21 protein-coding genes and 1 pseudogene are annotated in these 24684 nt (G+C 40.7%); 5 read left to right on the top strand and 17 right to left on the bottom strand.

The annotated features are described in order from the left end of the window. Position 1: 1 nt before the first annotated feature. The 7 genes from OCV70_RS07810 to dinB all read right to left on the bottom strand — a co-directional run bounded on the left by OCV70_RS07810 (position 2) and on the right by dinB (position 4500). Entirely contained in the window at positions 2–322 is a 321-nt protein-coding gene (locus tag OCV70_RS07810) for a rhodanese-like domain-containing protein (RefSeq protein ID WP_028086465.1), read from the bottom strand. A gap of 12 nt (positions 323–334) precedes the next feature. Next, the gene (gene trxA / locus OCV70_RS07805; protein WP_028086464.1) at positions 335–640 is read right to left on the bottom strand and encodes a thioredoxin; all 306 of its coding nucleotides are present in this window, start codon (positions 638–640) and stop codon (positions 335–337) included. Positions 641–745: 105 nt separating this feature from the next. Continuing rightward, positions 746–1306, bottom strand: a complete 561-nt coding sequence (locus OCV70_RS07800) for a sigma factor-like helix-turn-helix DNA-binding protein (RefSeq protein WP_171030321.1) — start codon at positions 1304–1306, stop codon at positions 746–748. Between the two features lie 326 nt (positions 1307–1632). After that, positions 1633–2178 (bottom strand): hypothetical protein, encoded by a 546-nt coding sequence (locus tag OCV70_RS07795; protein ID WP_026650125.1) that lies wholly within the window; start codon positions 2176–2178, stop codon positions 1633–1635. Positions 2179–2472: 294 nt separating this feature from the next. Further along, entirely contained in the window at positions 2473–2895 is a 423-nt protein-coding gene (locus OCV70_RS07790) for a hypothetical protein (protein ID WP_095906916.1), read from the bottom strand. A 100-nt stretch (positions 2896–2995) separates the two neighbouring features. Next, on the bottom strand, positions 2996–3235 hold the full coding sequence (locus OCV70_RS07785) for a hypothetical protein (RefSeq protein ID WP_095906917.1): 240 nt from the start codon (positions 3233–3235) through the stop codon (positions 2996–2998). Between the two features lie 20 nt (positions 3236–3255). Beyond that, positions 3256–4500 (bottom strand): DNA polymerase IV, encoded by a 1245-nt coding sequence (dinB, locus tag OCV70_RS07780; protein ID WP_095906918.1) that lies wholly within the window; start codon positions 4498–4500, stop codon positions 3256–3258. 193 nt (positions 4501–4693) lie between these two features. Here dinB and OCV70_RS07775 point away from each other — a divergent pair, with 193 nt between their 5' ends. From OCV70_RS07775 to OCV70_RS07765, 3 genes are all read left to right on the top strand, one after another. Then, the gene (locus OCV70_RS07775) at positions 4694–5146 is read left to right on the top strand and encodes a helix-turn-helix domain-containing protein (protein ID WP_095906919.1); all 453 of its coding nucleotides are present in this window, start codon (positions 4694–4696) and stop codon (positions 5144–5146) included. 77 nt (positions 5147–5223) lie between these two features. After that, positions 5224–5778 carry an ImmA/IrrE family metallo-endopeptidase gene (locus OCV70_RS07770; RefSeq protein ID WP_055182584.1) on the top strand — a complete coding sequence of 185 codons (555 nt, stop codon included), beginning with the start codon at positions 5224–5226 and terminating at the stop codon, positions 5776–5778. Between the two features lie 33 nt (positions 5779–5811). Then, on the top strand, positions 5812–6105 hold the full coding sequence (locus tag OCV70_RS07765; protein ID WP_026650130.1) for a hypothetical protein: 294 nt from the start codon (positions 5812–5814) through the stop codon (positions 6103–6105). A 72-nt stretch (positions 6106–6177) separates the two neighbouring features. Here the strand turns inward: OCV70_RS07765 and OCV70_RS07760 are convergent, their stop codons facing one another. After that, complete coding sequence (locus OCV70_RS07760) at positions 6178–6933, bottom strand: 8-oxo-dGTP diphosphatase (protein ID WP_049946956.1); 756 nt, start codon at positions 6931–6933, stop codon at positions 6178–6180. Positions 6934–7215: 282 nt separating this feature from the next. Between OCV70_RS07760 and OCV70_RS07755 the strand changes: the two genes are divergently transcribed. Beyond that, on the top strand, positions 7216–7539 hold the full coding sequence (locus tag OCV70_RS07755; RefSeq protein ID WP_026650133.1) for a MobC family plasmid mobilization relaxosome protein: 324 nt from the start codon (positions 7216–7218) through the stop codon (positions 7537–7539). Then, positions 7506–8864 (top strand): relaxase/mobilization nuclease domain-containing protein, encoded by a 1359-nt coding sequence (locus tag OCV70_RS07750; protein WP_114001569.1) that lies wholly within the window; start codon positions 7506–7508, stop codon positions 8862–8864. Before OCV70_RS07755 ends, OCV70_RS07750 begins: the two co-directional genes overlap by 34 nt. A 66-nt stretch (positions 8865–8930) precedes the next feature. Here OCV70_RS07750 and OCV70_RS07745 read toward each other — a convergent pair whose 3' ends face one another. From OCV70_RS07745 to OCV70_RS07705, 9 genes and pseudogenes are all read right to left on the bottom strand, one after another. Continuing rightward, a complete protein-coding gene (locus OCV70_RS07745; RefSeq protein WP_114001570.1) occupies positions 8931–9599 on the bottom strand; it encodes an SIMPL domain-containing protein in 669 nt (222 codons plus the stop codon). Further along, complete coding sequence (locus tag OCV70_RS07740) at positions 9583–10911, bottom strand: ADP-ribosylglycohydrolase family protein (protein WP_262579504.1); 1329 nt, start codon at positions 10909–10911, stop codon at positions 9583–9585. The genes OCV70_RS07745 and OCV70_RS07740 overlap by 17 nt, the downstream gene beginning before the upstream one ends. A 150-nt stretch (positions 10912–11061) precedes the next feature. Further along, positions 11062–11760: a hypothetical protein gene (locus OCV70_RS07735; RefSeq protein WP_049946888.1), complete on the bottom strand. Its 699-nt coding sequence runs from the start codon at positions 11758–11760 to the stop codon at positions 11062–11064. A gap of 12 nt (positions 11761–11772) precedes the next feature. Continuing rightward, on the bottom strand, positions 11773–11964 hold the full coding sequence (locus tag OCV70_RS07730; protein WP_262579502.1) for a hypothetical protein: 192 nt from the start codon (positions 11962–11964) through the stop codon (positions 11773–11775). Positions 11965–12031: 67 nt separating this feature from the next. Then, positions 12032–14197 (bottom strand): annotated as a pseudogene (locus OCV70_RS20145) (N-6 DNA methylase); the annotation flags it as partial. A 2472-nt stretch (positions 14198–16669) separates the two neighbouring features. After that, positions 16670–16978 (bottom strand): hypothetical protein, encoded by a 309-nt coding sequence (locus OCV70_RS07720; RefSeq protein WP_026648905.1) that lies wholly within the window; start codon positions 16976–16978, stop codon positions 16670–16672. A gap of 73 nt (positions 16979–17051) precedes the next feature. After that, positions 17052–18152 carry a DUF5688 family protein gene (locus OCV70_RS07715; RefSeq protein ID WP_026648906.1) on the bottom strand — a complete coding sequence of 367 codons (1101 nt, stop codon included), beginning with the start codon at positions 18150–18152 and terminating at the stop codon, positions 17052–17054. Between the two features lie 6 nt (positions 18153–18158). Continuing rightward, positions 18159–18299, bottom strand: a complete 141-nt coding sequence (locus OCV70_RS07710; protein ID WP_164651566.1) for a hypothetical protein — start codon at positions 18297–18299, stop codon at positions 18159–18161. Positions 18300–18371: 72 nt separating this feature from the next. Further along, a complete protein-coding gene (locus tag OCV70_RS07705) occupies positions 18372–24668 on the bottom strand; it encodes a SpaA isopeptide-forming pilin-related protein (protein ID WP_262579497.1) in 6297 nt (2098 codons plus the stop codon). Positions 24669–24684 lie beyond the last annotated feature (16 nt).

Genomic DNA, 24684 nt, shown 5'->3' with positions numbered 1-24684 from the left:
CTTATTTTTCCACCTTTCCTGAATAAGCAGCAATGCCACCAATATTATTTACTTTAGAATATCCCATTCGTTGCAACATCCCAGTTGCTTGACGACTTCGGGCTCCGGAATAACAGTATACAAACAGCGGTATTTCTGTATTCTTCACTACCGAAACAACATTGTTAAGTTGTTGCAATGGCACATTTTTACTTTCTGGTATATGCCCTTCCTGATATTCCTGCGGCGTACGAACATCCAGCAGAACTGCACCAGCAGTCTTTTTATATTCCTCTATCCCTTGATTAATATTCGCCTGTTTTAAAAAATCAAAAAATCCCATTAACGCACCTCCTTAAAGCATCTCTAAGATTGCCTTCTTAGGTCTTGCCCCTGAAACTTTTGTTACAATCTTCCCATTCTTCATAACCACCAAAGTTGGAATACTCATAATACCAAATTTACTTGCCAGTTCTGGCTGCTCATCCACATTGATCTTTCCAACTTTGATATCAGGGCGTTCACTTGCTATCTCCTCTATGATAGGAGCCACCATACGACAAGGAGCACACCAAGGAGCCCAAAAGTCTAAAAGAACGGTTTTCTCGGAATCCATTATTTCATTCTGAAAATTATTTTTATTGATATTAATAGCAGACATTTTACAGTCCTCCTTGTTTTTTCTTTTGTGGCTTTATTATAATCTGAAATTCATTTGTTTTCTGTGATATCATCACATTATTATCATGATTAATTTTTAACTAATTTATTTTTTCATCTTATGATCTGATGGCAGTCTCACTTCTCCGGTCCTTTTCTTCATAATAGAATTCTGTGTTTCCATCTGTGTTGGAATATAATCGCTTTCCTGCAGAAATGCACCAGCCGCCTCAGCATATGATTCATATCCAGCTGCTTTCATCCTCTTTAACATTTTTGCCAAAGCACTTTTCTTGTCTCTACTTACCTGACGTGTGCTGATGCCCAGTTCCTCTGCTGTTTCCTTAACCTGTTTTCCCATGATAAAATAATCGCTCACGATTTTCTTTTCTTTCTCTGTCAGATCACTGAAGAGTTCTTTGAAGAAGATCTCAGTTGTGATATCCGATGCAATATCACGTCCACTATCTGCGATAAAGTCTGTCGCACAACCGTTCTCTGATTCTAATCCACAAAATAATACTGTATTATTTCTCTGATGCTGCTGATCGAACATATAATGTTCCTTATTATAAGAAATATTAAGAACTTCCAGCTCCTCTGCAGTAATATTAGCGTATTTCACCTTCTGGTATCTGTCGTAAAATGTGTATTTTCTTTTTTCCATGATTGTTCCTCCGATTTGTCGTTTTTGTTGATTTGTGACAAATCGAAAATCATGGATATCTGGCATAATGCCTGCCTCTTCCCTGCATCTTGATATGCTCTTCCTTTCCGGCATCTACCTGTTAAAAAGGAAGCTTTTTCAAATCTGCAACCTGTTTTTGGGTATAAAAAAAGGCCATGCCCTTCCGGGCACAGCCTGACGCCTTATAATTTGAGAAAAGAAAAACCTCCGCAAACATTACGTCTGCGAAGGTCTATTTCTCTCAGCATATCAATTCTAACATGCACGTATTTTCATTGTAATACCATTCACATGCCAGTTTACTGTCAGTTCACTGCCACTTTACTTCCACTTTTCTTCCAGTTTATTTCCTCCATCTTATTCTGTATCTTTTCCGGTCGTGTAAATGCCCAGAGCATTGTTGCATACAACCGGATTGCTTTCTTACGGTTTCGATAGTAAGTGGTGCTTGGCATATCATCCAGCATCAGCATCACATCTTCATTGGTATTTCCTGCTTCAAAATATCTATATTTCAAAAGCCGATAATACAGCTGTCCATTCTTTGGATAATCCCTCAAAGCTATCAGGGAATCTCTCATTATTTCCAGCAAACAGAGATTCATATCATTATTCAGAAGCTTTTCCTGAATTCTGCGTTTCTCTGCAGTCGCATCGAAATCTACCAGATCATATAACATTTCCTTCAGATGCTTCCCTTCTTCTGCATACATTTCATAATCTATATCCACAAGATTCTTCTCAATACGGAACATTACCTTGGTATACTGACTCAGCAATAATTCCGTATTCTTATAAGCATCCTCTGCCACTTCTTCCATATTGATAAACATATCCTGTATTCTCTGCATAATTGTCCTCCTTCCCGACCGCTTCCGCGGCCAGACCAATCATTGTATTGTTTGTTCCATTCACAGTCTGTCACTGTCCTAACATCTCTTCATGCAGATTCCGCAGAAATATCCGCTGTGGGATAGCTTCTATTTCTGGCTGACCGGCAACTGTATGATCTATTGAAAGCAATCGGTTCTCACGGGAAAGGATGTATCCCCGACTGCTGATGTTCTCATCGAATATCTATCTCTCCAAAGGGGGCCCTGATTCAGGGCTCCCTTTGGAGCACGTTACAATATTTTGTATTACAACTATTTTGTTCGTTTAAACATTGTAGCTTTATTGTATCTTGATTTCTTAACATTACCGTTTGCAATATAAACTCTTTCCACATTTTCAAATGGTTTTTTGCCAATAGACTGACCAAACAATCTACCAAGCTTTGCCCGATTAACATTAGGCTTCCCCTCTTTTGTCATCGGAATATTGCGAAATGTTTCAGATGCATCATATAACTCGAATTCATCATTGATATTTAATGTTGAAATATATTCTTCTATTTCTTTAAAAACAATATCTTTAAGTGCAATATAATCTAGTGTTTCGCTATTCTTTGTTTTATAATTTTTTTTCAATATTCTAATAATAATTTCTGATACATTAACACCTGCTTTTTTAGCATCATTTAACAACACCTCTTCCAGTTCCTTTGGAATGTAAACCTGACATCTCATATTATCTACCTCATTTTAAAGCTCACATCATCACTACCACATTTCCAATGATACCAAAAGTAAAGCTAGTGTCAATACTACTTTTTAAATCTATTTAAATCTATTTACGTTCCATAAACCATCTGTAATTTTCTTCATAAGTCAGATGACAGATTTTCCCGCCCACCTGACAGGTATAACGATATCCGGTTCCACCAGCTTTTCGACTGGCACAACGCTCCGGTTTTGAAACCTTATCAATCGCATACTTACGTCCATCTTCCCAGACAAACGCTGTAGGGATCAATTCTCCTTCCCGGCTAAATACCGCCAGGACATCTACATACACTTTAGCTGTCATTACAAAACACCTGCTCTCTCCTATCCATGAAAATATGCTTGTGGATGAACCGTATGTTCCTTAGCATTCAGCTGTGCCAGTATCTTATCCTGATACATAAATGCTCTCTGAATACTCTGATAGCCAAACCTTCCACGGATCTCATCTACCACCTGGTCCATCTTTTTGATTTTTTCTCTTTTTGTTTCATCCATAAATAAATCAAGCTGATAAGGCATCTCTTCTGATACCAGATCACATCCTCGAACACCAAGACTACGAATCGGATGTTCCCAGTTATAATTTTTCTGAAATAACTCAAATGCAGTTCTGGCAATTTCTTCTGTAAGATTACTTGCCCTGTCCAGCTTGCACTGTCTCGTGAAATGATACAGACCATTATCCCGAATCGAGATTTCTACTGTCCTGCATTGAAAACCATTTTCACGCAGCCTGGCTCCTACACTCTCTGAAAGAGCCATCAAAATAATCTTGACATCCAATTCACTAACAAGATCTCTTGGCGTTGTTGTGCTGTTCCCGATAGACTTGATTGGTGCTTTATATCCTTCTACCGAAACTGGAGTTTCATCCCATCCATTTGCAAAGGTATGAAGTACCAATCCCATCTTTCCAAGATATGTTTCTAATATAGAAGATTCTGCTCCTGCCAAATCTCCAATCGTACAAATGCCAAGTTTCTTCATCGTCCGTTCAGTACTTCGTCCGACCATAAGTAAATCTCCTACTGGAAGTTTCCATGCAATATCCTTGTAATTGTCTTTGGAAAACTCTGTAATGGCATCTGGCTTTTTATAATCAGAACCGAGCTTTGCAAATATCTTATTCCAGGAAACACCAATACTTACGGTAACACCTAGTTCATATTTAATCCGACTGCTGATCTCTTTTGCAATCTTCATTCCGTCTCCCTTGACAGAAGTGCTGGCAGTTACATCCAGCCAGCTTTCATCAATCCCAAATGGTTCTCTCTGATCTGTGTATTCACTGTAAATCTCCTGTGCCATTCTGGAAAACCTCAAATAAAGATCCATGCGAGGCGGTACAAAAATTATTTCCGGGCAAACCTGCCTTGCCTGCCACAATGCCATACCTGTTTTTACTCCGGCTCGCTTTGCAATATAATTCGCAGTCAGCACAATTCCATGTCTTGCTTCCGGATCGCCCCCAACTGCCATCGGCTTTCCGGCAAGTTCCGGATGATGCAACATCTCGACACTTGCGTAAAAGCAATTCATATCTGAATGAAGAATTGTCCTGCTCATAACATTCACCTACCAGTCTAAAAATCGTAATAAAACTTCTTTGCTTCATATTGACTTTGTGAAGTTTTTGAATTATAATTTCTACTAACTTCACGAACATTTGTTTGTATTTTATACGTGATAATGAACTCTGTCAATAGTTTTTATAAAGTTGATGAAGTTACGATTTCAAAAACTTGGAAAGGATCCCACTATGAATTTTTCAGACAAGATTAAATTTCAACGAGAACAGAATCATCTGACGCAGAAAGAACTTGCAGAACTGGTCGGCGTATCACAGCGTGCAATCGCAGCTTATGAAAGTTCCGGCACCATCGCACGAATCTCTACTATGAGAAAGCTCGCTCATGCATTAAATGTCTCTTATGATTATTTAAAACATGACGAGATTACAGATCCTTCTTATGGAATTGAAAAAATGGATTATATTGATGAAGTCAATGGACAGCTTGGTGAAAAAGGAGCCAAGGACATCAATGAGATTCTCGAAGCCAACCGTGCTCTTTTCGCTGGTGGCGAACTTGACGAAGAAGCAAAAGATGCTTTCTATCAAGCTGTAACCAAAGCATATCTTTCCTGTAAGATGGAAGCTAAAAAGACATTTGGACGGAAAAAGAAAAACACTGAAACGGAAAGTGATTCATAGGTGTCCGTATTTTCGTACAGCACTTTTGCTACTCTATACTTGTAGCAAACTATCTTATGAAATATCGAGGTGTTTTTATGAGTTCAAAATGTATAAGAGACACTGTTAATAAAGTAAAAACAAAATATCAGGAAAGTGATCCGTACCGCCTTGCAGCCGCTATGCATATTATTGTTAAGAAGCTTCCGCTTGGAACTGATCCAAACTGTTGTAAAGGCTTCTGTATGCGGGAATGTCGAAAGACCTGCATCGTCATTAACAGCGATCTGCCGGAAATCATACAGCAGATTATCCTGATCCACGAGATTGGGCACGCACTCCTTCATCAGAAAACCCTTCAGATCAAGTGTTTTCATGATTTTGAATTATTCGATGGAGTATCACAATGTGAATATGAAGCGAATTGCTTTGCCGCTGATTATCTTCTGGAGGATGAAGATGTCCTGGAGATGCTTAACGCTGATATGTCATTTTTCCAGGCTGCAGCTGAACTGAAAGTTCCACCGGAACTTCTTGATTTCAAATTCCGAATGATGAAACGTAGCGGTGTTCAGATTGTAGATTCTCCGATTACTTCCAACAGTGACTTTTTAAAAGATATCCCTACTTCGGGAATAATAGAAAATTACTAAATATGCTATTTTTGAAAAAGGAGATTTTTGAAAATGATCAACTTAAATAAACATAGAATAGACTTTGGAAAAGGGGATGTAGGCATTGGTGTCATCGGTAACACTACAGATTCCGCACAACTGGCATTTTATAATCAGAGTGCACGTCCCATCCATATACTCAAGAATCCAGATCAGAATCCTGGGTTCGAACCCATGGAATTTAAAGAAGAACCTTTTATCATGAGCTTCTCCAATCCTGAAAGCATTGATGCAGTTATTTCAATTTTACAACGTGCCAAATATATTAATTTCACTTCCAAAAACGAACCGCAAAAAACAGAATAGATGAATGATGTATCTTATAAAGAATGGCTGTCTTTTCTCCAATGAGCAGGCAGCCATTTCTCATGTAATTCTTTAATACAAGTCTCCCACATATCCATCTGCTTCCAGATGCATATAGCACTCGTCCACCTTCTCTGATTCCAGAATCCGCAAAACGTGTTCCATACCTGTAGCAAGTTCTTTTGTTTTTAACTCTTCCAGCGGAATCCAATAAACTCTTCCTTCCTCAGAACTCTTTAATTCTCCGGTAAACTTATCCGCTTTATACAAGGTAATAACATAGTGCACTCCGCTCTTATGCCAATGATATAATCCTCCAAGCTTCGGTGCTTCAACCGTAAGTCCTGTTTCTTCCCAGACTTCCCGAATCATAGATTTCTGAAAAATCTCATTTGCTTCTACGTGACCGCCTGGAAAAGTTGTACCGGTATAGCTATCATTTACTTTATCCAGAGCCAGTACATTCCCTTTATGATCCTGAATCATACACATATTCATAAAACAGACCTTCTCAATCTGACTCTCTTCTTTTTCATTCAGAGATTTTCTGACACGTTTGTTGATATCCGATCGTTTGGATTTATAATGCTTGAAGACCTCTCCATACGGAATCCAGATTTCTGCATCTTCAATTTTTTCATAAACAGAATCCACCACTTCTTCCAGATGTTTGTCACTCGGAAAAGTACATTTTTTCATATAATAATCTCTGGTTGCCTGAAACATCCATTCCGCAATCTTTTCTTTCTGCTTCATTTTTAACTGGGAATACTTCTTATTCGTTTGCAGTAATCTCCCATCTATCATCTTATGGTTTTTCCGTGACATCGGTTTGACCTCTTTTCTTCTTTTTCATTCAGATTTTACTATACCACAGAATCATGCTTGCGTCATACTTCTGAGCTTCGATGTCCTCTTTTTCTTCTCTCAGTACCTTATTTATAGAGGGTTCTTTTTTAAGACTCTCTTCCGGCGGCTGTGCCACCGGTAAATAGCAAGGACAGGAAGTGTATATACACTTCCGGAAAACCAGCAATTTAGGGAACCCTGCCCTAAATTAAAAACACAGAAGTCACTACTTCGAAGAACCAAAGAAAGGAGAATCTGCCTATGGCAAAGAGAAAAAGAAATATACAGATTTTGTTTTGTGTTTCCCCAGAAGAAAAAAAGCTTATTCGTAGAAAGATGATTGAATCAAAGACAAAAAATATGGGAGCTTATCTTCGTAAAATGGCAATCGACGGTTACATCGTCAACACCGATACCACTCCACTGAAGAAACAGTATGAGGAAATGCATAAGATCGGTGTGAATATTAATCAGATTGCCAAAAAAGTAAACAGCACCGGTGATCTGTATCCGGAAGAAAAGCAAGAATTAAAAGAGATGGTGAAAGAATTATGGCGTATCTTAAGATCTTCCCAATTAAAGTAACAGACAAGAAAGCTCTGGACTACATCACGAATCCAGATAAAACAGATGAAAAACTGTTAGTTTCCAGTTTTGGCTGTTCCCCGGAAACTGCAGATCTTGAATTTTCTATGACAAGAGAAATGGCAAAAAAGAATGGAATGGACAAAGGTGATAACCTGGCATTTCATCTGATCCAGTCATTTAAACCTGGAGAAGTTGATGCCGAAACTGCCCATCGCTTAGGGCAACAATTTGCAAACGAAGTACTGAAAGGAAAATATGAATATGTGATAAGCACCCATGTTGATAAAAATCATATCCATAACCACATCATCTTTAATGCAGCAAGTTTTGTTGATCATCACAAGTATGTTTCCAATAAGCGGAGCTACCATAAAATCTGCCGGATCAGTAATCGTATCTGCCATGAAAATGGACTTGCCACCAGTATGCCAACCGGAGAAAAAGGCAAAAGTTATAAGGAGAACATGGAATATCATCGTGGCACCAGCTGGAAAGCCAAGCTACGTGTTGCAGTTGATAAAGCAATCTGGACTTCCATCAACTATGAGGAATTTTTACAAAAAATGCAGTTAGCCGGATATGAAGTCCGACAGGGAAAACACCTGTCCTTCTGTGCACCGGAACAGAAAAACTTCACTTATATGAAATCTCTTGGAAGCTATTATTCAGAAGAAAATGTCCGCATCCGTTTGGCAAAAAACCGTAACAAAATAAAAGCTCCAAGGCATCTGTCCAGAGAAGCTCGCCTGTATATCAATATCTCCACTTATGTTACGACCGGCAATCGAGAAGGATTTGAACGATGGGCAAAACTAAATAACCTGAAAGAAGCGGCACGCACCTTCAACTATCTTTCCGAAAATAACCTGCTGAATTATGAAGATTTCCAACAGCATGTTTCTGATGTTGATGCTTCTGTTAAAGCGGCTGATCAAAGAATAACGCAAATCAACAGTGAGCTGAGCACACAGAAAATCATTCAAAAACACTGTGATTCTTACCGTCTCTGCCGAAAAGTGATTGAAGATTGCAAATCTGCTAAAAATCCAAAAGCATACCGAACCAAACATCAAGCAGAATACCAACTGCACGATTCACTAAAAAAAGAGCTTCAGGATCTCGGTGTTACCAAAATCCCAAGCTCTAATAAAATCCAGAAGAGGATAGAAAATCTTGAATCTGAACAAGCTGCTACTGTCCGGGAAAAACAAGAATTGCAGAAAAAGCAGAAGACACTGAATATCATTAGACAGAATTTCACAGCACTACTTAATGCTCCGGAGATGCAAATTCCCATATCAGAAAAAGAGCTAACTCTCTAAAAAGAAGGAGGTACCTACTTTAACGGTGCCTCTTGCTTTTCGTCTAATCTATTTATATCTTCCTCTTTATGCAATTTCCCATATTACAGTTGCCGTATCAATAACATTAATATCGTCTGCCTCAATATCTATATCATATGCTCCCGGTGCACTCATTTCACATTCCGTACACTCCATTAATCTCATTTCATTCAATGGCTTTGTTACAAAATCTATCTCTCCCCAAGAATAATCAATTGCCTGTATTTCACCCAATTTCACATTTGCTGCTGTTGTAAGCACCTGTGCCTTTTGAATGGAATCCTCGATTGCTTTATGTAACAGCTCATTTTTACATTTTTCTACATCTGCCACTGTATACTCAATAGAAAACTCTGGCCTTAATGAGCTATGAGCCAAAGCGTAAAGGACTTGCCCTAATCTTTTATTATCAGCTGCAAACTCTATTTTCATATGGTGATTATACTTATAACCTTTAAATCTTCGCTTCCAGCTCTTATCTCTGTCCTGATAGCTTTCATATTCTGTATCGACATTAAAATATACTGTTTTAAGGTCTTTTCTCTGAAAACCAAGTTTCTCAAACAAATCCTTGAGAAGCTCTGTATCTTCTGTTGACCTTCGGAGAGTATCTTCATATTCTTTGCAAAGTTCTTCCTTGTTGACATATAACCGGATTTTATCCGGCTTTACTGCTATTTTCCCTTTTCCTGTAACTTTAATTGTTCTCATCATCTTTGCTCTTCCTTTCATTCTCATTATATTCATACCCATTGATTAAAAGCTCTATCATCTTCTTTGTCATCTGAATATACTTACCAAACGGATTAATCACAATTCCATTCACCTGTTCCCAATTAAGTGCCAGACGAAGTATTGATTCAATAGACTGATTCATCTGCACATTTCCAGCAGAACCCTTATGCATCTCTTCAGAAGATGTAAATACTCCAATCCATTCTTTTTCATCAAAATCTTTTACAGTCTCTATTTTAAGTCTTACATCATGGTCAAGCGAAATCGTGTCACCAGCCTTTACTTTACTTATCTGTTCTTCCGACATAAAAGGATTTTCCGTGATATATGGAACAATAACTTCTCCTGCCTGCTGCATTCTTGTTACCATAACTTCCATAAATAACAGCATTCCATTTTTATCCTGCTGAATATAATACTGGTCGATTGCTGCCTCAATCATCTGATTTGCCTGTGTCTCATCCACTTCATCTGAATAAGTATCCACGCTCCTGCCAAGTACATGATCAAATTCATCAAGAACATCCGTCATCAGTCCCTTATCAATCCGGCTTTTACACTCTGCAATCAGCACAGCTGGGATCCCATAAAATGCTTCTGCAATACTTCCTGTAATAGCACCAAGCGTATCCGTATCTCCACCAAGTGATACTGCATTCCGTATGGCATCCTCAAAATCTTTGGATTCCAGAAATGCGATGATTGCCTCTGGTACTGTTTCCTGACAGCTTTCAACATGATGGTAGTAGGTTCGGATATTATCCAATGTTCTACTCAGATCATAATGAAATTCCCTCTCGATATAAGTTTTGATTTCTTCTTTTGAAGATCCATTCCTTGCCATATATATTGCACTTGCAGTTGACTCTGCACCCTTTATACCTTCTGGATGATTATGTGTCACATTCGCTGTAGCTCTAGCTACCTCTCTGGTTCTTTCCATCGAATCATAAAGCCAGCCTACTGCTGACACTCTCATGGCTGAACCATTTCCATAGCTTCCGTATGGCTTCGGATTATTTTCTTTAAGCCAATGTCTGAAGCTTCCACCATAGCCTGCATGTGGATATCTTTTTCCCCAATCCTGCATATTGGATGCTACCGCATCTTCAATTTTCTTTACTGCTGCTTCCGGTCCGACTGCCAGGAGAGCTTCTCCAACTGCTATTGTCATAACAGAATCATCTGTAAAGCCACAGCCTTCACTAAACAAATCAAAATTCTTTGTTTTATCACCTCTGTCAAACTCAAACGGACTTCCTATAATATCTCCTAAAATTGCTCCGTACATATATGCCTCCAATTCCCGGATTACTCCGGCACCTCTCTTTCTCTGTTACAATATGAGTATAATTAAAAGGCATCTTCATATGGTCGCTGTTTGGGCGACACTTTCAGAAAATAAAAATGCCGGTACAATATTGCACCGACACTAATTTCTCTAATATTTTTCATTTTGTTCTGACCATACTGGCGTACCATATTTTTTTCTTGCCACATCGCAAATTGCCATTAAAGCATAATAATTAACCCGATTAGGATAATGCACAGCAGGGTGATAATAATCAAGCACCAATGTATCCTTCCAAAGCGCCAACATATTATCCCATGTATCATCATTCTGTAATTCTTCCCCTAATACAAGTTTCAATAGACTGAGATTATTCCCACATACAATGATATCCGGTTGTATAATTTCCAATTCACGCTTTATTTCCAGCCTGTCTTCAAGTGCGTATTTTTTCAAATCTTCATATTCAGATTCGCTTCCGCCATTGCTTTTTTTCACATTGACCACTGCAATACGGTCTATGATTTCTTTTTCCTTAGAACGTAATACTTCATCGTCATACTCACAGATATTATCGTTAAATGCATTATATATTGCCTGTGTCCATATTGCTACCTTTCTCCACATAGTCCATGGACGTTCACAATCATGCAAATCTTCTACCAGATTATAACCATTTTCATTAGAAGTGTATGCTTCCTTTAAGAAATAACATACTCTTGGTGTATGCTGTGCTTCCCATTTTTCTTCACACACTATACCATCTCTGATAAAACGCTTATATCCATTATTTTTATGTTTTTCTTCCCAATTGTCCATTAAAAGTTTTATATCTGTCTCTCTACTCATGAATATTTTCTCCTATACTCCAAGAATTTCATTCGTATACTTAAACAATGTTACATTCAGCTGCATAATATCATACTGCTTATCTATAATAGCCTTCTGCACGATCAGATCCACCTTACTGCTTGGACTAAATGCCCAGTCCGCTCTGGCAAGTAAATCTCTTGACTGTTCCAGATCAAGCTGAAGTGCAATACAGAGTGCCATTACTGTCTTTTTCTTTGGATGATAATTCTGATCACACTGAATCTTTGAAAAATGTTTCCTATCAAGGTTTCATGGCATCCTGTTTCTGTGATGCCAGCATAGTTTCTTTTTTATTGAGGACACGAATCTCATCCCCATTTTCATTGACACTCTTATCATAGATACGAACATCTTTCAGATTCAGTGTATCTTCCAGAATCCGGTAAGCATTTGCCCTCTCGGTTCCATACGTTGCATAGGCAAACGCATTTCTTGGACTGTCTGCATTTTTCCCGGTAATCCGCCACTCACCATTCACCTCAGAATATTTTACCTGTATCTCCTTCTGTGCAAGATACCACGGAGTATGAAGCAGTTCCCTCATAAAGTCCTGATAATCCGATGGTTCAATCCAGGTTGCTCCAATCCTTACTTCGATTTCAGATGCTTCCAGTTCTCTTGGCTGAACTGCTTCCAATGCACGGACATTCGGTGTGAATTCCGGGTGATTCTCTGCAAAGGTTCTTGCTGTGTTTAACTTCTCCCTGACATTTCCAGATAAATACTCATCTCCACTCTCCCACTGGTCTGTCAGTGGGTTCTTAAATATAACTCCAACCAGTTCCTCCGTGATTTTTTCTTCTGTCTTTCCTGTCAGCTGTGCCATATAGGACAGATCCACCTTTGCTCTTTCATTCAATGATAATGCTAAGGCTTCTGTCGCAGTTTCCACACTGGTTACCGCCACTGCCTTTTTGATGGTTCGTTTCGTAAACATGTCTGCTTTTCGCTTCAATGTTCCATCTTCGTTCAGGTCTTCCAGAGAACACAACAGACAATAAGAAGCGTCATCAGAAAACGCCCGCTTGTTTGCATTACTTCCGATGACTCCATACTTTGCTGTGTAAGCATCATATACTTGATTCAATTTCTCCTGCTGTTTGTGAATTTCTTCATCTGTTACGGATTCTTCCATCTGCATGGCAATCAGTTCACGCACCGTGTCTCGGATCTCCACCATACCTTTTACACGTTCTGCAGTAGCGGCAGGCATCTTTACCTGATTCATCAGAGAGTTAACACGGTAATATACCTGATCATCTACAACCGCATAACTGTAATTACGAACATTCGGATCTGCCGGGATACTCTCTGGTACATCATCCAGTTCTGCATCCACATCAACTGCAGGTGCCATATTTCCATGAATATTCCTGACAGCTTCTGCAAGCTGGACTTCAAGATCAGCACCTTCTATCGGCATACAGGTTGTTTCCATACCATACGGACCGGATACCTCTTTCATCTCACCCAGAATCATTTCCGGATGGTCTGCAAAATACTGATTGACCGTAATTCCATTGGCATCACTTCCAAGATTCACCCACTCCGGCATCTCTTTTGTCATGCTGTCACGCTTCTGGAAGAATAAAATATCTGCACTGACTTCCGTTCCTGCATTTGCTTTGAATGCTGTGTTCGGCAGGCGGATGGCTCCAAGGAGATCGGCACGTTCTGCCAGATACTTTCGGACTTCCGGTGATGCTTTATCCATGGTTCCTTTTGTTGTGATCAAAGCTGCCACACCACCCGGACGCAACTGGTCGATTGTCTTTGCCAGAAAATAATCGTGAATCATAAAATTATAGCGGTCATATTGCCTGTCATTCACTTTATAAGCTCCAAATGGCACATTTCCGATTGCCACATCGAAGAAATCATTCGGATAATCTGTCTTCTCAAAACCTTTAATCTGGATATTGGCATCTGGGTAAAGCAGTTTTGCAATTCTACCGCTGATACTGTCCAGTTCCACACCATAGAGTTTTGACTGGTTCAGCTTCTCAGGAAGCATTCCAAAGAAGTTACCAACACCCATGGATGGCTCCAGGATATTTCCTTTTGTAAATCCCAGATTTTCCAACGCCTGATACATACTTTCAATCACGATTGGCTGTGTGTAATGGGCATTTAAGGTAGAAGCTCTGGCTGCTGCATATTCTTCCGGTGTAAGGACTGTCTTTAATTCCAGATATTCCGTCTCCCATGCGGATTTTGTTTCATCGAAAGCATCAGCAAGACCTCCCCAGCCTACATATCGGGATAAAATCTCCTGTTCGTCTGGTGTGGCATTGCGGTTTTCTTCCTCGCATTTCTTTAAAAGCTGGATTGCCATGATATTAGCACGGAACTTTTCCTTTGGTGTTCCCTGTCCCAGTTCATCATCTGTGATATGGAAGTTTGTTGCTGAAATATCAGACTGTTCTGGTGTTATATCTTCCTTTTTTTCTGCATCTTCTACTGCTTCCGGTTGTGTCTCAACTTCCGACGGTTCCTGATTTTCCTCTCGTATTTCCTGCTGATCAGAGCCTTCCTGCTCCACTTCCAAAGCCTGCTGAGCTCCTTCCAGATCCGCCTGTCTCTGTGCTTCCTGCCGTTCTTCATACTTTTCCAGTTCTTCCGGTGATAAGAAATCATCGGTGCGAATCAGCTGACGGACACGTTCTGCAACCTTATTCCACTTTAATAGAACTTCTACATCTGGACTGCCAATCTTCCCTTTCGCAAGTTTTAATCCTTTCGCATCATGGGAAGCATCGGATTCATACGCTCCCGGTATCCCAGGTGCTGCTCCACCTGTACCATACTCATTTTTCAGAAACTCAGCTGCATCCTTTATATCGTGATGTTCCATGAAATACTCATAGATCCGATTCCGTCCTCCGGCAGTGATCCCGCCTCTTCTAAGGACTGCATCTATCTCATCCTGTGTGATAAAGGAAAGGGCCGGACGTTCGACCGTAAATTTCTGGTCTACCCAGGAACGCTCCCTCTGGAGATCCTGAAAACGCTGGAAATATTCCGGATTATGCTGAATCTCCCACCTGCGATAATCTTCTGGATTCTCATCCATATCTTTCTGCAGCCATTCAAAGCGATGGGCAATTGCATCTGCTTCCGCTGAATCTGTCCAAGCTTCCCGCACGACATCCTGCCAATCCGAATATGATTGCTGCTCCTCCCGGTTTCTGCTGGTATCCCGAAAATGGAGTGCAAGAAGATTGGTCATTTCTTCCTGCTCCTGTTCAATGGCGTTATTGGAAATCAGATTATCCACGTAACTTCTATCCTCATACATATCCCGGATTCTGTCCGCCGCTTCTTCCCACGTAACCATGCGATCAAAGTTTCTTCTGGCGGAATCTCCCCGTCGGATACGGATACCATCATTGTCATACCAGATACTGATTTTCTGTCCATCTATGGTAAATCCTTTTCCACCTGTTTCATATTCCTCCTTCAGGAAGTTCTGCATTTCTTCATTATCCAGACCTTCAATCAGTCTTGCCGTAATATGAAACAGTGTATTTTTCTGTCCACTTCCCGTGCGGAGAATATCATCTACTACTTCATCAGAAATAAGAAAAGCGGCTGGCTGTTCTAATGCAGCTGCCGCTTTCCTTATTTCTCCTAACTGTTCCTCTTCTGTCGGGAACAGACTTAATTGTAAATAATCTCCTGAATTACCAGTTCCTCTGCCTGTGCTTTGATCTGGTTCATGTGTCTGGTCCATGCCATCCCGTCTGCCATTTTGTCCGGTGCCGGGTTTTTCTCCAGAAGTTCTGACATCAGGTTGTCTACTCTCTGCCTTGCCTGGCTGTCGATTTCCATCAGATGACTGTCCAGACGGTTCTGTAAGGTCAGAATGTTGAATCTGGCTACTTTGTGGTTTCTCAGATACTCTTTCCTCATCAATCCGTACTTCCCGATCGTTCCTCTCGTCTCCTCCAGACTGATATCCGGAATCTGGTACTCTCCATTCTGGCTGTAAGTGATCTCTCTCATGCTCTGTTTCCTCCTTATTTTCTCCTCTATCTTCTGTGTTCCTTGTTTTACTTTCACGAATTAACGTGTTAAATTCATTATAAGCTACTTCTTTTTCTTTTGCAACCGTTTTCAGATCTTTTTCCAAGTCATTCAACACATATCGTCCAATCTGCATCAATACCGGTCTGCTGATCTCATTCACAGAACTTCCAAGGTGTCCAATAACCTTTAACTGGTTAAAATCTGTAATATGACGAAAATCCTCTGCATCAAGATATTCCTGCACATCCAGTCCGCATCGGTTCAGTAACACATACCAGACACTGTTTGTCATCAGTTCCCGGAACTCCACTTTCTGATTCTGTTCATCCAGATCTTCCAGAAAAGTGCCGGCTACATCCATTTGCAGTTCGTCGAAAGCATCCGGCAACCAGGCCTGCACACTTTCTTCTGCCGCCTGGTGAAGAACCTCTGCTAATCCTCCCTCTGTTGCTTCCAGTGCCAGCCGCTCCTGCAGATAATCTGCCACCAGTTGTTCTCCTTCTGGATTAAGATTCCATAACTGCGGATCTCTGCCCAGATTTTTTACCTTATAAGTATCCTGCACATCAAAAACATATCGGAGTTTCGTTTTTGGTCCGGATGTGTTATCTATCAGGGCAATTCCTTTAGACCCCTTTTTAATCCATCGGTACATCTTCTGGTTCCAGATTTCCATGGATGCCACGGCTGTTGCTCCCGGACGCTGTGCATAGATCAAGAGCTGTTCCGGAAAAGTGTACCGGTACAGCCTGGATGCAGTATTTAGAAACCGCATCCATTCCTGCGGATTGGCAGCAACATCCTTTGCCACTTCCTCCGTCAGAAGTTCCATTGCATATAATTTATTTGCCATCTGTTACTCCCTTTCTTCTTCCCACTTTTCTTCTACAACATCGGCAATCCGTTCCATTGCCCTTGTCATAGAAGGAAAATTACTACTGTTACTTGCTTTTCCAATCTGATCAATAAGAAATTCCGGCATATCTGCAAGTGCTCCGGCAATCATAGCCTTTACCCGGATATCCTCCAGCATAAGAAGCTCTTTTACACCAAATTCTTCACCAAATACATCCTGATATCTCCGTAAGTCATCCAAAAGATATTCCGGTTTTAAATCTCTATCCATTTCCTTTCTTTTATCATCACCATATAAACACCAGTCCATATTCTTTTCTCCTCCATCTTCATAAAATTAGGGACTGCTCACACAGTCCCCTCAAAATCATCGTTATTTCTCGTTATAATACTGAGGCAAGGTCTTTCGCCCTATTCTTTGGGATTGTATCTGTCCCTTTTGCTTTGATCTCCGCCTTGGCTTTCTCCAGTTTTCCATGGATTCCACCTTTTGCTTCTGTTCTCCCAGTTGCTTTTTCTGCTGCTTTTTCTTTCTCCAGACGTGCTTCCCTGCGTTCGGCATTTTCCATAACTGCTGTCTTTCCATCACAGAACTGAACCTTATCCGAAAGCTGTTCCTGCCTCTCTACCTGCGTCTCATTGACTTCCTGTACCATGGCATTTAATTCCGGTACTTCAAACATTCCGTTATCAGGAAGAATCAGCACCTCATGAATTGAAGAGGGAAGAACAAAATAATCACTTCCCAGGCATTCACCGATCTGCTTACGAATATCTTCCTGCAGTAACAGTGATGCACCATTCATTTTTTGTGCATTTGAAAGACAGAACATTGGATTTTCCATTGCTTCAACATTCAGTTTTTCATTCAAAAGATTTTCTGCTTCTTCACCAAAAATCATGGATTTTATCATTTCATTCATGTCCATCAAAACAACACCACGATTTCTGTCTGCCGCCACTGCATCTGCCTGGATTTGTTCTGCTGTCACACCCCATTCATTCATAAGATTGACAGTAACCGGAATACTACCAATTCCTCCCTCGTTTTCTTCCACATTCACTGCGTAATATGCTGCAAAATCTCCATGTTCGGTAACAACTTTATCAGCCAGGCGTTCTTCATTCCATTCCCGGTCACAGATTCTCACCTGTAATTTGTCCTTCATTTTTTCATAATCCAAAATATCCGGAAGACCCATATTGATAAATGCCGCTTTGTCCTGCACTTCAATACGCATATCTGCCACATCACCCACACAGGAATCCAGATTTTTTCCATTGACATATTCCATATAAAGAGAATCCAGATATACCATCGGCACAGCTCTTTGATCACCCTGTGGAATTGAAATGCCAGTCAACCTTAATCCATTATTTTTTGCAACTTCTTCAATACGGATTTCTCCATTCTGATATGAATCCGGCAAATAGTCTTTTACATTATCTTTGACATATTCATAAAATTCTTTTCTGTTCATCATACGCTTTTACCCCTTTCTGATCATGTGATGGTTCATTCTTTTCCTGCTGACCATCTGCTCGGCTTTTTTCTGATAAGCCATCATTCTTTTTAAAGTTCTCTCCTGGTTCTTTCTTGCTTCCTGTCTCTTTTCCATTGTTTTCATCATATTTTTCTGTCCCTTTCTGTGAATTTTTGTATTTTAAAGGGAGCCCTGATTCAGGGCCCCCTTTACTGAGGATTACTGTTTTCTGATTTTCTTTCTGCTGATATAAAGTCCTGCCATGCCTCCGGTAGAGATAAGCAGAAGCAGAATCGGCAGCCAGATATTTGTGTTATCTCCTGTCTTCGGTGCATCTGATACCTTCGTCTCTTCATGGGACTGCGGCACATCTGGTGTGCTTGGTGTTTCCGGAACTTCCGGTTTCTCATTTGTCAGATTGAAAGTAACTTCTACAACCGGCGTACTGTCGTCTGCGTAGGCAAATGTCACTTCATGCTTGGTCTGATCCAGTGTGTATCCATCCAGTGTTTTTGTCTCCACCAGATAATACTTGATTGCTGTATCATATTTGCCGTTCTTGAATGCGGCAATCTCATACAGCTTACTCTCGGCATGACCGGCAGCATCTGTTTTTAAGGTTTCCAGGACCTTTCCTTTGCTGTCACGGAATTCAAATTCTACTCCTTTCAGCGGTTCCCCAGATGATTTATCTGTCTTATTGAGAATGACTTTTCCCTTGGCAGTATCATCTTTCATAACCACTTTCTGGATTTCTCCAGTATCCTTCACCTCAAATGTCACATCCGATGTCAAAAGATATCCTTTTGGTGCCTGTTCCTCTCGTAAGGTGTATCTACCAATTGGCAGTTTTTCAATATAGTGTGCCTCCTCTGTGGAAGTCCAGCTCTCTACTACCTGATCGTCCTTATCAAGAATCGTTAGTTTTGCACCAGGAATCTCTGTATCTCCTGTGATATCTGTCTTGCTGATCTGAACCTTGGTCACATCATCTTTCATCTCATGCTTCTGAATCTCAGCTGTATTCTCAACCGTAAAGGTAATGCTCTCTGCAGTAACATATCCGTCTGCCGGTTTTGTTTCCGTCATGGTATACTCATTACCTACAACAAGTTCTTTGATCACATGAGATTCTTCTGTAGAAGTCCATTCATCCACAACATTTCCATCTGCATCCGTCACTTTCAGGTGTGCACCTGGAAGTTCTTTGCCTGTGGTCAGGTCTGTTTTTGTCAGTTCCACTGTGGTCGGCTGATTTTCAAACGTAAAATCATAGCTTACTTCTGCCTGATCTTCTCCGGCATATTCAAAGGTAAACTCCTGCACTTCTTCCGTTGTCACAAATCCGTCCGGTGCACTGTTCTCTTTTACATAATATTTTCCATCTACTGGAAGATCTGCCGCAAAAGTGATCTGTCCTTTCTCATCGGTTGCTTTCTGCTCGATGAGGGAATCTTTCTCAAGCAACACATCTCCGTTTACATTTTTGATATCTTCACTGGTATAAAGGCCGAAGACGCCGCCTGCAAGAACACGGTCTGTATCTTTTTCTTTCTTCAGAACAGTAACCTTTACTTTCTGACGGGTATTCTGCCATTTTTCATCATAAGTGATTACCGGTGTGTCCTGATCACGGTAGGAAAGATCAACATATCTCGGTTCTCCATCCAATACATAGCCATGGGCAGTTTTAACTTCTTTCACATAGTATTTGCCTGCCGGGAGATTATCCATCTGTGCAATACCATTGGAATCTGTAGTAATAGTTCCTACTTTTTCATCTGCTTTGTAATAATCTTTGCTGACACCATCTGCCGCTTTGATATCTTCCGCAGCAAATACATCGAAAGTCACATCTGTAAGGCTTCCGGTTACATATTCGAAGAGATGCTCCACAGTGCCTTTTACATTGTCCAGAAGTGTCACTTTATCCAAAAATTCTCCATTTTTGTTGATGATTAAAAGTCCTGTCGGCACTTCATCTTTCATCTCTACCTTCTGAATCTCTGCGGTATCTTCCAGTGTGAACTTCACATCCGTTGCTTTCAGATATCCATACGGTGCGATTTCTTCACGAAGGGTATATTCCTCCCCAACGGTCAGTCGTTTAATCACATGTGGCTGGTCTTTTACAGAAGTCCACTGATCTACGACATTCCCCTCTCTATCAAGAACGGTGAGTTTTGCTCCATCCAGTTCCACACCTGTTGTCACATCTGATTTTGTAATTTCAACCGTTGTCGGCTGATTCTTCTTCACTGTTTTCAGTTTTACTGTCTTCACGTCCTGTCCCTGATAAGAAGCATCCAGATTCAGAACTTCATCGGAAGAAACGAATCCTGCCGGTGCCTTTAACTCTTTTACATAATACTGTCCGAGTGGCAGATCCAGCGTACAGGAAGCAATTCCATCTTTATCAGAAGTCATTTCCTGTAACAGGGTATCAGCGTTGACAATGACTTTGCCTTCTGCTTTGATATCATCTTTGTTATAAATGCCAAAGACTGCACCTTCTACCGTTGCTCCGTTTTCTGCATCCTGTTTTTCTACCTGGATTGCAACTTTCTGTCTGTCATCACCAACAGTCACTTCCTGTTCGATCACAGGTGTATCCTGATCTGCATAGACAAATGCTACATCCGATCTGTCATGGTTCAGAACAAATCCTTCCGGTGCTGTTTTTTCTACCACATAGTAAGAACCAAGCGGCAGGTTATCTGCAACTGCTTTTCCGTCTTCCCCGGTCGTTACCGTTGTTACCAGAGCATCTTTTGCATAAATCAGCTGTCTGTTTCCATTTTCATCTTTCTGATAATCCGGTGTGTAGATATTTTCCGCTGCATAGACGTTAAACTCTGCACCTTTCAGATATTTTTCTTCATAAACAAAATCCTTTTTGAATCCACTCAGCATCTCACCTTTTTTATAGATCGTCAGCTTTCCTTTTACCGGATGATTCTCGTAATCAACTGTGATAATGGCATCGCCGCTTTCTGAATCCATCTGATAAGCAGTGTTTGCATCAACAGCAATCTCCATATAATTCTTGTTGATTGTGTACCCTTCCGGTGCGTTGACTTCCTCAATCCGGTAATGTCCGATTTTCAGGTTCTTTGGCATGATCAGATAACCCTGACTGTCTGTAAAATAGGACTTGTGTGTGGTTGTCACAGGATAAGTAGTTACCTGCTCCACATATTTTTTGTTATCCAGGTCATATACCTTAAATTCTGTTCCTGCAATCAGGACTGATTTCTTTGTTTCATCGTCTTTTTTCACAATTTTCAATTTTGCCTTGAACTCTTTGTCCAGAAGCACACGCCAGATCTGTGGCTCATTCGGATGGTTCTCTGTGATATTCACTTCAAAATCATCGACTGGCTTGTAATTGTGTGGTGTTGTTGTTTCACGGACAATATAGCTTCCAAATGGTAATGGAATACTGCAGGCATAACCTTTTTCATCTGTAAAAATCTCAGTAGCTCCGTTTTCTCCACTCACTACTGGTTTAGCAGAATCAAAATCATAGCTTCCATCTGCTTTCTTTGTAAGGGAAGATTTCAGATAAACTGTAAATCCGGCTCCGGATAACAGATCTGCATCGGTCTTTCCATTGTTGGCTGCTTTGATAATCTGGAACGGCTGCTTGATCACCTGTTCACTGGAAATGCATTCTCTTTTTACTTCTGCAGTCATATCACCTTCATAACTACATTCAAGATCATGTTCTTCTGTATCTGCCAGGTATCCGGTCGGTGGTGTGATCTCCTTGACGTAATATTTGCCAAGATATAAGCCATCTACAGAAGCCTGTCCTTTTTCATCCGTTGTAAGAGAAGCCACCTGTTCCCCTGCTTTATAAATCACACCGGTTGCTCCATCCGGATGCACGATATCTTCACGGGCATATAATCCGTAGACTGCACCTTTCAGTGTTGCATCGCCCTGCGGAACGGCTTTTCCTGTTTCTTTATCAACTTTGAATAAATTGATTTTTGCTGTCACACGGTCATTGCTGAAGGTATGGGCGAAAGATACGGTTGCTTCTTTATCATTGGTGTAAGAGAACTTGAACGTATACACGTCTTCTGTATTTCTTACATAGCCTTCTGGTGCCTGGTCTTCTTTTACGGAATAGGAATGATTGATAGGCAGATCTGCTGTGAATTTTGCCTTTCCATCCTCACCGGTAGTGGCTTTCTCAATCAGGGTGCCTTTCTTTACAACAACTACACCATCTGCATTTTTGATATCGTCTGCCGCATACAGGGCGAAAATACCACCTTCCAGCGGTTTCTTTGTATCTTTATCCTGTTTTACTACAGTGACTTCTGCTTTCTGACGCTCATTGTTGAAGGTGACATCCGCAAATACAACTTCTTTATTCTGTCCGGCATAAGTCAGCGTCACTGTCTTTTCTTCGCCGCCATTATAGAAGTTGTCCGGTGCTTTTGCTTCTTTTACCACATAAGTTCCTAGATGGAGATTCTTCAGGGTAACAGAGCCATTCTCACCTGTTGTCAGATTTTCTTTCACCAGATCACCTTTGCTGTACACTTTTGTACCATACGCAGTCACAATATCTGCTCCGGCATACACGTTGTAAACAGCATTTTTTTGTCTGCGGTTCTCATAATGGAATACGGTTCCACTCTCACTGACTTCTGCTCCGGTAAGCACCTGACCTTCTTTATAAACAGTAAGCTCTGCAAGCTGCTCCTTATTTTCCACGGTTACAGCTGAGGTCTTACTTGCTACCAGTTTTACATTTGTTGCCGTTGCATTTACTACATATCCCTGTGGTGCTGTGATTTCTTTCAGATAAACGGTATCCTGTGTCTTGATAATCGTAACAGAGGATTTTCCATTCTTATCTGTTGCAGGCATCTGAGTGATCAGCTTTGTACAAGCCTCATCGCTGTAAACGCCAAATACTGCACCTGCAAGATTGACATTCGCTGTATCGTCTTTCTTTACGATTTCGATCGTAGCCTGTTCAATCCATGAGACCTTTAAGCTTACATATTTTTCATCAGCAACACCTTCTCCAAATACAAATGCCAGATCCTGAACACTTGCATTCGTAGTCAATTTATATGCTGAATAATCTTTTGTAATACTTCCCTTCATTTTTGCAGAAAAAGTATCACTTACATCTCTTGTCTGTGTCAGAGGAGCTGAGAGATAAAACGTGGTTCCTCCTCCAATTGTTACGCTTGCACCTGCCGCACTTACGGTTCCAGTAGATACATTATGGAGCTTTACTCCTTTTGGTAAGTCCATTGTGATTTTCTGCTGGGAAGATGCGTTGAACTTAATGTTCTCCGTTCTCTGAACATTTCTATCTACATAAGCTTTTACATCCGGCTTTGAAAATGACATCGCTACATCTGGTATTTCCGGCTTATTCACACAATAATTATAGAGTTCTTTTGCCAAAGCCTCTCCTGTAGCATTGGTTCCGTAAAATGCATCACTGCTTCCGTTGGCATATGATGCAGCCATGTGAATGATGATGAATCTTTTTCCTTCTGAAAAATCCGTGTGTTTATTCGCAAAAAAGCTTTCGCTCCCTGCGGCATCTGTGCCGTAATAACACACTTTTGCTAACGCCTGATTGTCTCCAATCTTTGTAATTGTATAATTTCCAGATCCAGGTCCTGGCTTAGCTGGCTGTACACAATACGCAATTGCTCTGACGTTTCCGTAGCTGATATAGTACGGCTCTGTCAGATAGGTTCCAAGATTATAATCTGCATATCTATACAGTGGTCCTTTTTCAATTGTTACCTGCTGTGTACTTCTTGCTGAATAAGCTGAAACTGCTTCAAATGTTGCAATCTCTCCCTCTTCCATAGCATCAAGATCCACACCTTCGTCTCCTGCCTGTTCCAAAACATCATGAAGCTCTAACCCTGATTCTTCATCATAGGTATCCTGATTCTGTGCCTGCTCTACTAAATCATCAAATTCATCAGCGCCAATATCGGTAATCTCCGAGTCTGATTCTGACTCCTCCGCTTCTTCTGTCTGCTGTTCACTGCCAGCTGTTTCGGACTCAGTCACTGCTTCACTCCCTGCCGCCTCTGTCTGTACTTCTGTTTCTTTATCACGCACAATCAGTTTTCGGCTGATCTGGTACTTCGGATGCTCCTGATTTACCGGTTCCACATAATAGACCGCTTTGTAAGTGTCCACATGATCTGTCGTAAAATCCTCATTCTTGTCATTCTTTGCTTCCTCAAATGTCACTTTGACCTTGTTATCATCCTTGATTTCCAGTCCCGTGTAATCTGATTTCACATCAAATACACTGCCTGTTTCAATTTCATAATCTTTGGCAGTCACCACCTCATCTTCATCCAGAAGGTCTTTCACTTCCTCATAAAGTGGAGGTTTTTCCTCTGGTTGGATCTCCGCTGCATATGCAGTCATCGGAGATAACACTGTACTAAGCATTGTCATGCCTGCCAGCAAGCCAGATACTACTTTTCTAAAATTACCTTTTTTCTTCATGCTAAGGTCCTCTCTT

This window comes from Blautia acetigignens, assembly GCF_025566865.1.
Taxonomy (GTDB): Bacteria; Bacillota; Clostridia; order Lachnospirales; family Lachnospiraceae; genus Blautia_A; species Blautia_A acetigignens.
The sequence above is the reverse complement of the archived record's forward strand: the minus strand, read 5'-3'. Positions and strand labels throughout refer to the sequence as shown.

Bases quoted from the DNA above. Each gene is read 5' to 3' on its own strand.
- OCV70_RS07810 (WP_028086465.1), bottom strand. From the start codon at position 322: ATGGGATTTTTTGATTTTTTAAAACAGGCGAATATTAATCAAGGGATA.
- trxA (WP_028086464.1), bottom strand. From the start codon at position 640: ATGTCTGCTATTAATATCAATAAAAATAATTTTCAGAATGAAATAATG.
- OCV70_RS07800 (WP_171030321.1), bottom strand. From the start codon at position 1,306: ATGGAAAAAAGAAAATACACATTTTACGACAGATACCAGAAGGTGAAA.
- OCV70_RS07795 (WP_026650125.1), bottom strand. From the start codon at position 2,178: ATGCAGAGAATACAGGATATGTTTATCAATATGGAAGAAGTGGCAGAG.
- OCV70_RS07790 (WP_095906916.1), bottom strand. From the start codon at position 2,895: ATGAGATGTCAGGTTTACATTCCAAAGGAACTGGAAGAGGTGTTGTTA.
- OCV70_RS07785 (WP_095906917.1), bottom strand. From the start codon at position 3,235: ATGACAGCTAAAGTGTATGTAGATGTCCTGGCGGTATTTAGCCGGGAA.
- dinB (WP_095906918.1), bottom strand. From the start codon at position 4,500: ATGAGCAGGACAATTCTTCATTCAGATATGAATTGCTTTTACGCAAGT.
- OCV70_RS07775 (WP_095906919.1), top strand. From the start codon at position 4,694: ATGAATTTTTCAGACAAGATTAAATTTCAACGAGAACAGAATCATCTG.
- OCV70_RS07770 (WP_055182584.1), top strand. From the start codon at position 5,224: ATGAGTTCAAAATGTATAAGAGACACTGTTAATAAAGTAAAAACAAAA.
- OCV70_RS07765 (WP_026650130.1), top strand. From the start codon at position 5,812: ATGATCAACTTAAATAAACATAGAATAGACTTTGGAAAAGGGGATGTA.
- OCV70_RS07760 (WP_049946956.1), bottom strand. From the start codon at position 6,933: ATGTCACGGAAAAACCATAAGATGATAGATGGGAGATTACTGCAAACG.
- OCV70_RS07755 (WP_026650133.1), top strand. From the start codon at position 7,216: ATGGCAAAGAGAAAAAGAAATATACAGATTTTGTTTTGTGTTTCCCCA.
- OCV70_RS07750 (WP_114001569.1), top strand. From the start codon at position 7,506: ATGGCGTATCTTAAGATCTTCCCAATTAAAGTAACAGACAAGAAAGCT.
- OCV70_RS07745 (WP_114001570.1), bottom strand. From the start codon at position 9,599: ATGATGAGAACAATTAAAGTTACAGGAAAAGGGAAAATAGCAGTAAAG.
- OCV70_RS07740 (WP_262579504.1), bottom strand. From the start codon at position 10,911: ATGTACGGAGCAATTTTAGGAGATATTATAGGAAGTCCGTTTGAGTTT.
- OCV70_RS07735 (WP_049946888.1), bottom strand. From the start codon at position 11,760: ATGAGTAGAGAGACAGATATAAAACTTTTAATGGACAATTGGGAAGAA.
- OCV70_RS07730 (WP_262579502.1), bottom strand. From the start codon at position 11,964: ATGGCACTCTGTATTGCACTTCAGCTTGATCTGGAACAGTCAAGAGAT.
- OCV70_RS07720 (WP_026648905.1), bottom strand. From the start codon at position 16,978: ATGGACTGGTGTTTATATGGTGATGATAAAAGAAAGGAAATGGATAGA.
- OCV70_RS07715 (WP_026648906.1), bottom strand. From the start codon at position 18,152: ATGATGAACAGAAAAGAATTTTATGAATATGTCAAAGATAATGTAAAA.
- OCV70_RS07710 (WP_164651566.1), bottom strand. From the start codon at position 18,299: ATGATGAAAACAATGGAAAAGAGACAGGAAGCAAGAAAGAACCAGGAG.
- OCV70_RS07705 (WP_262579497.1), bottom strand. From the start codon at position 24,668: ATGAAGAAAAAAGGTAATTTTAGAAAAGTAGTATCTGGCTTGCTGGCA.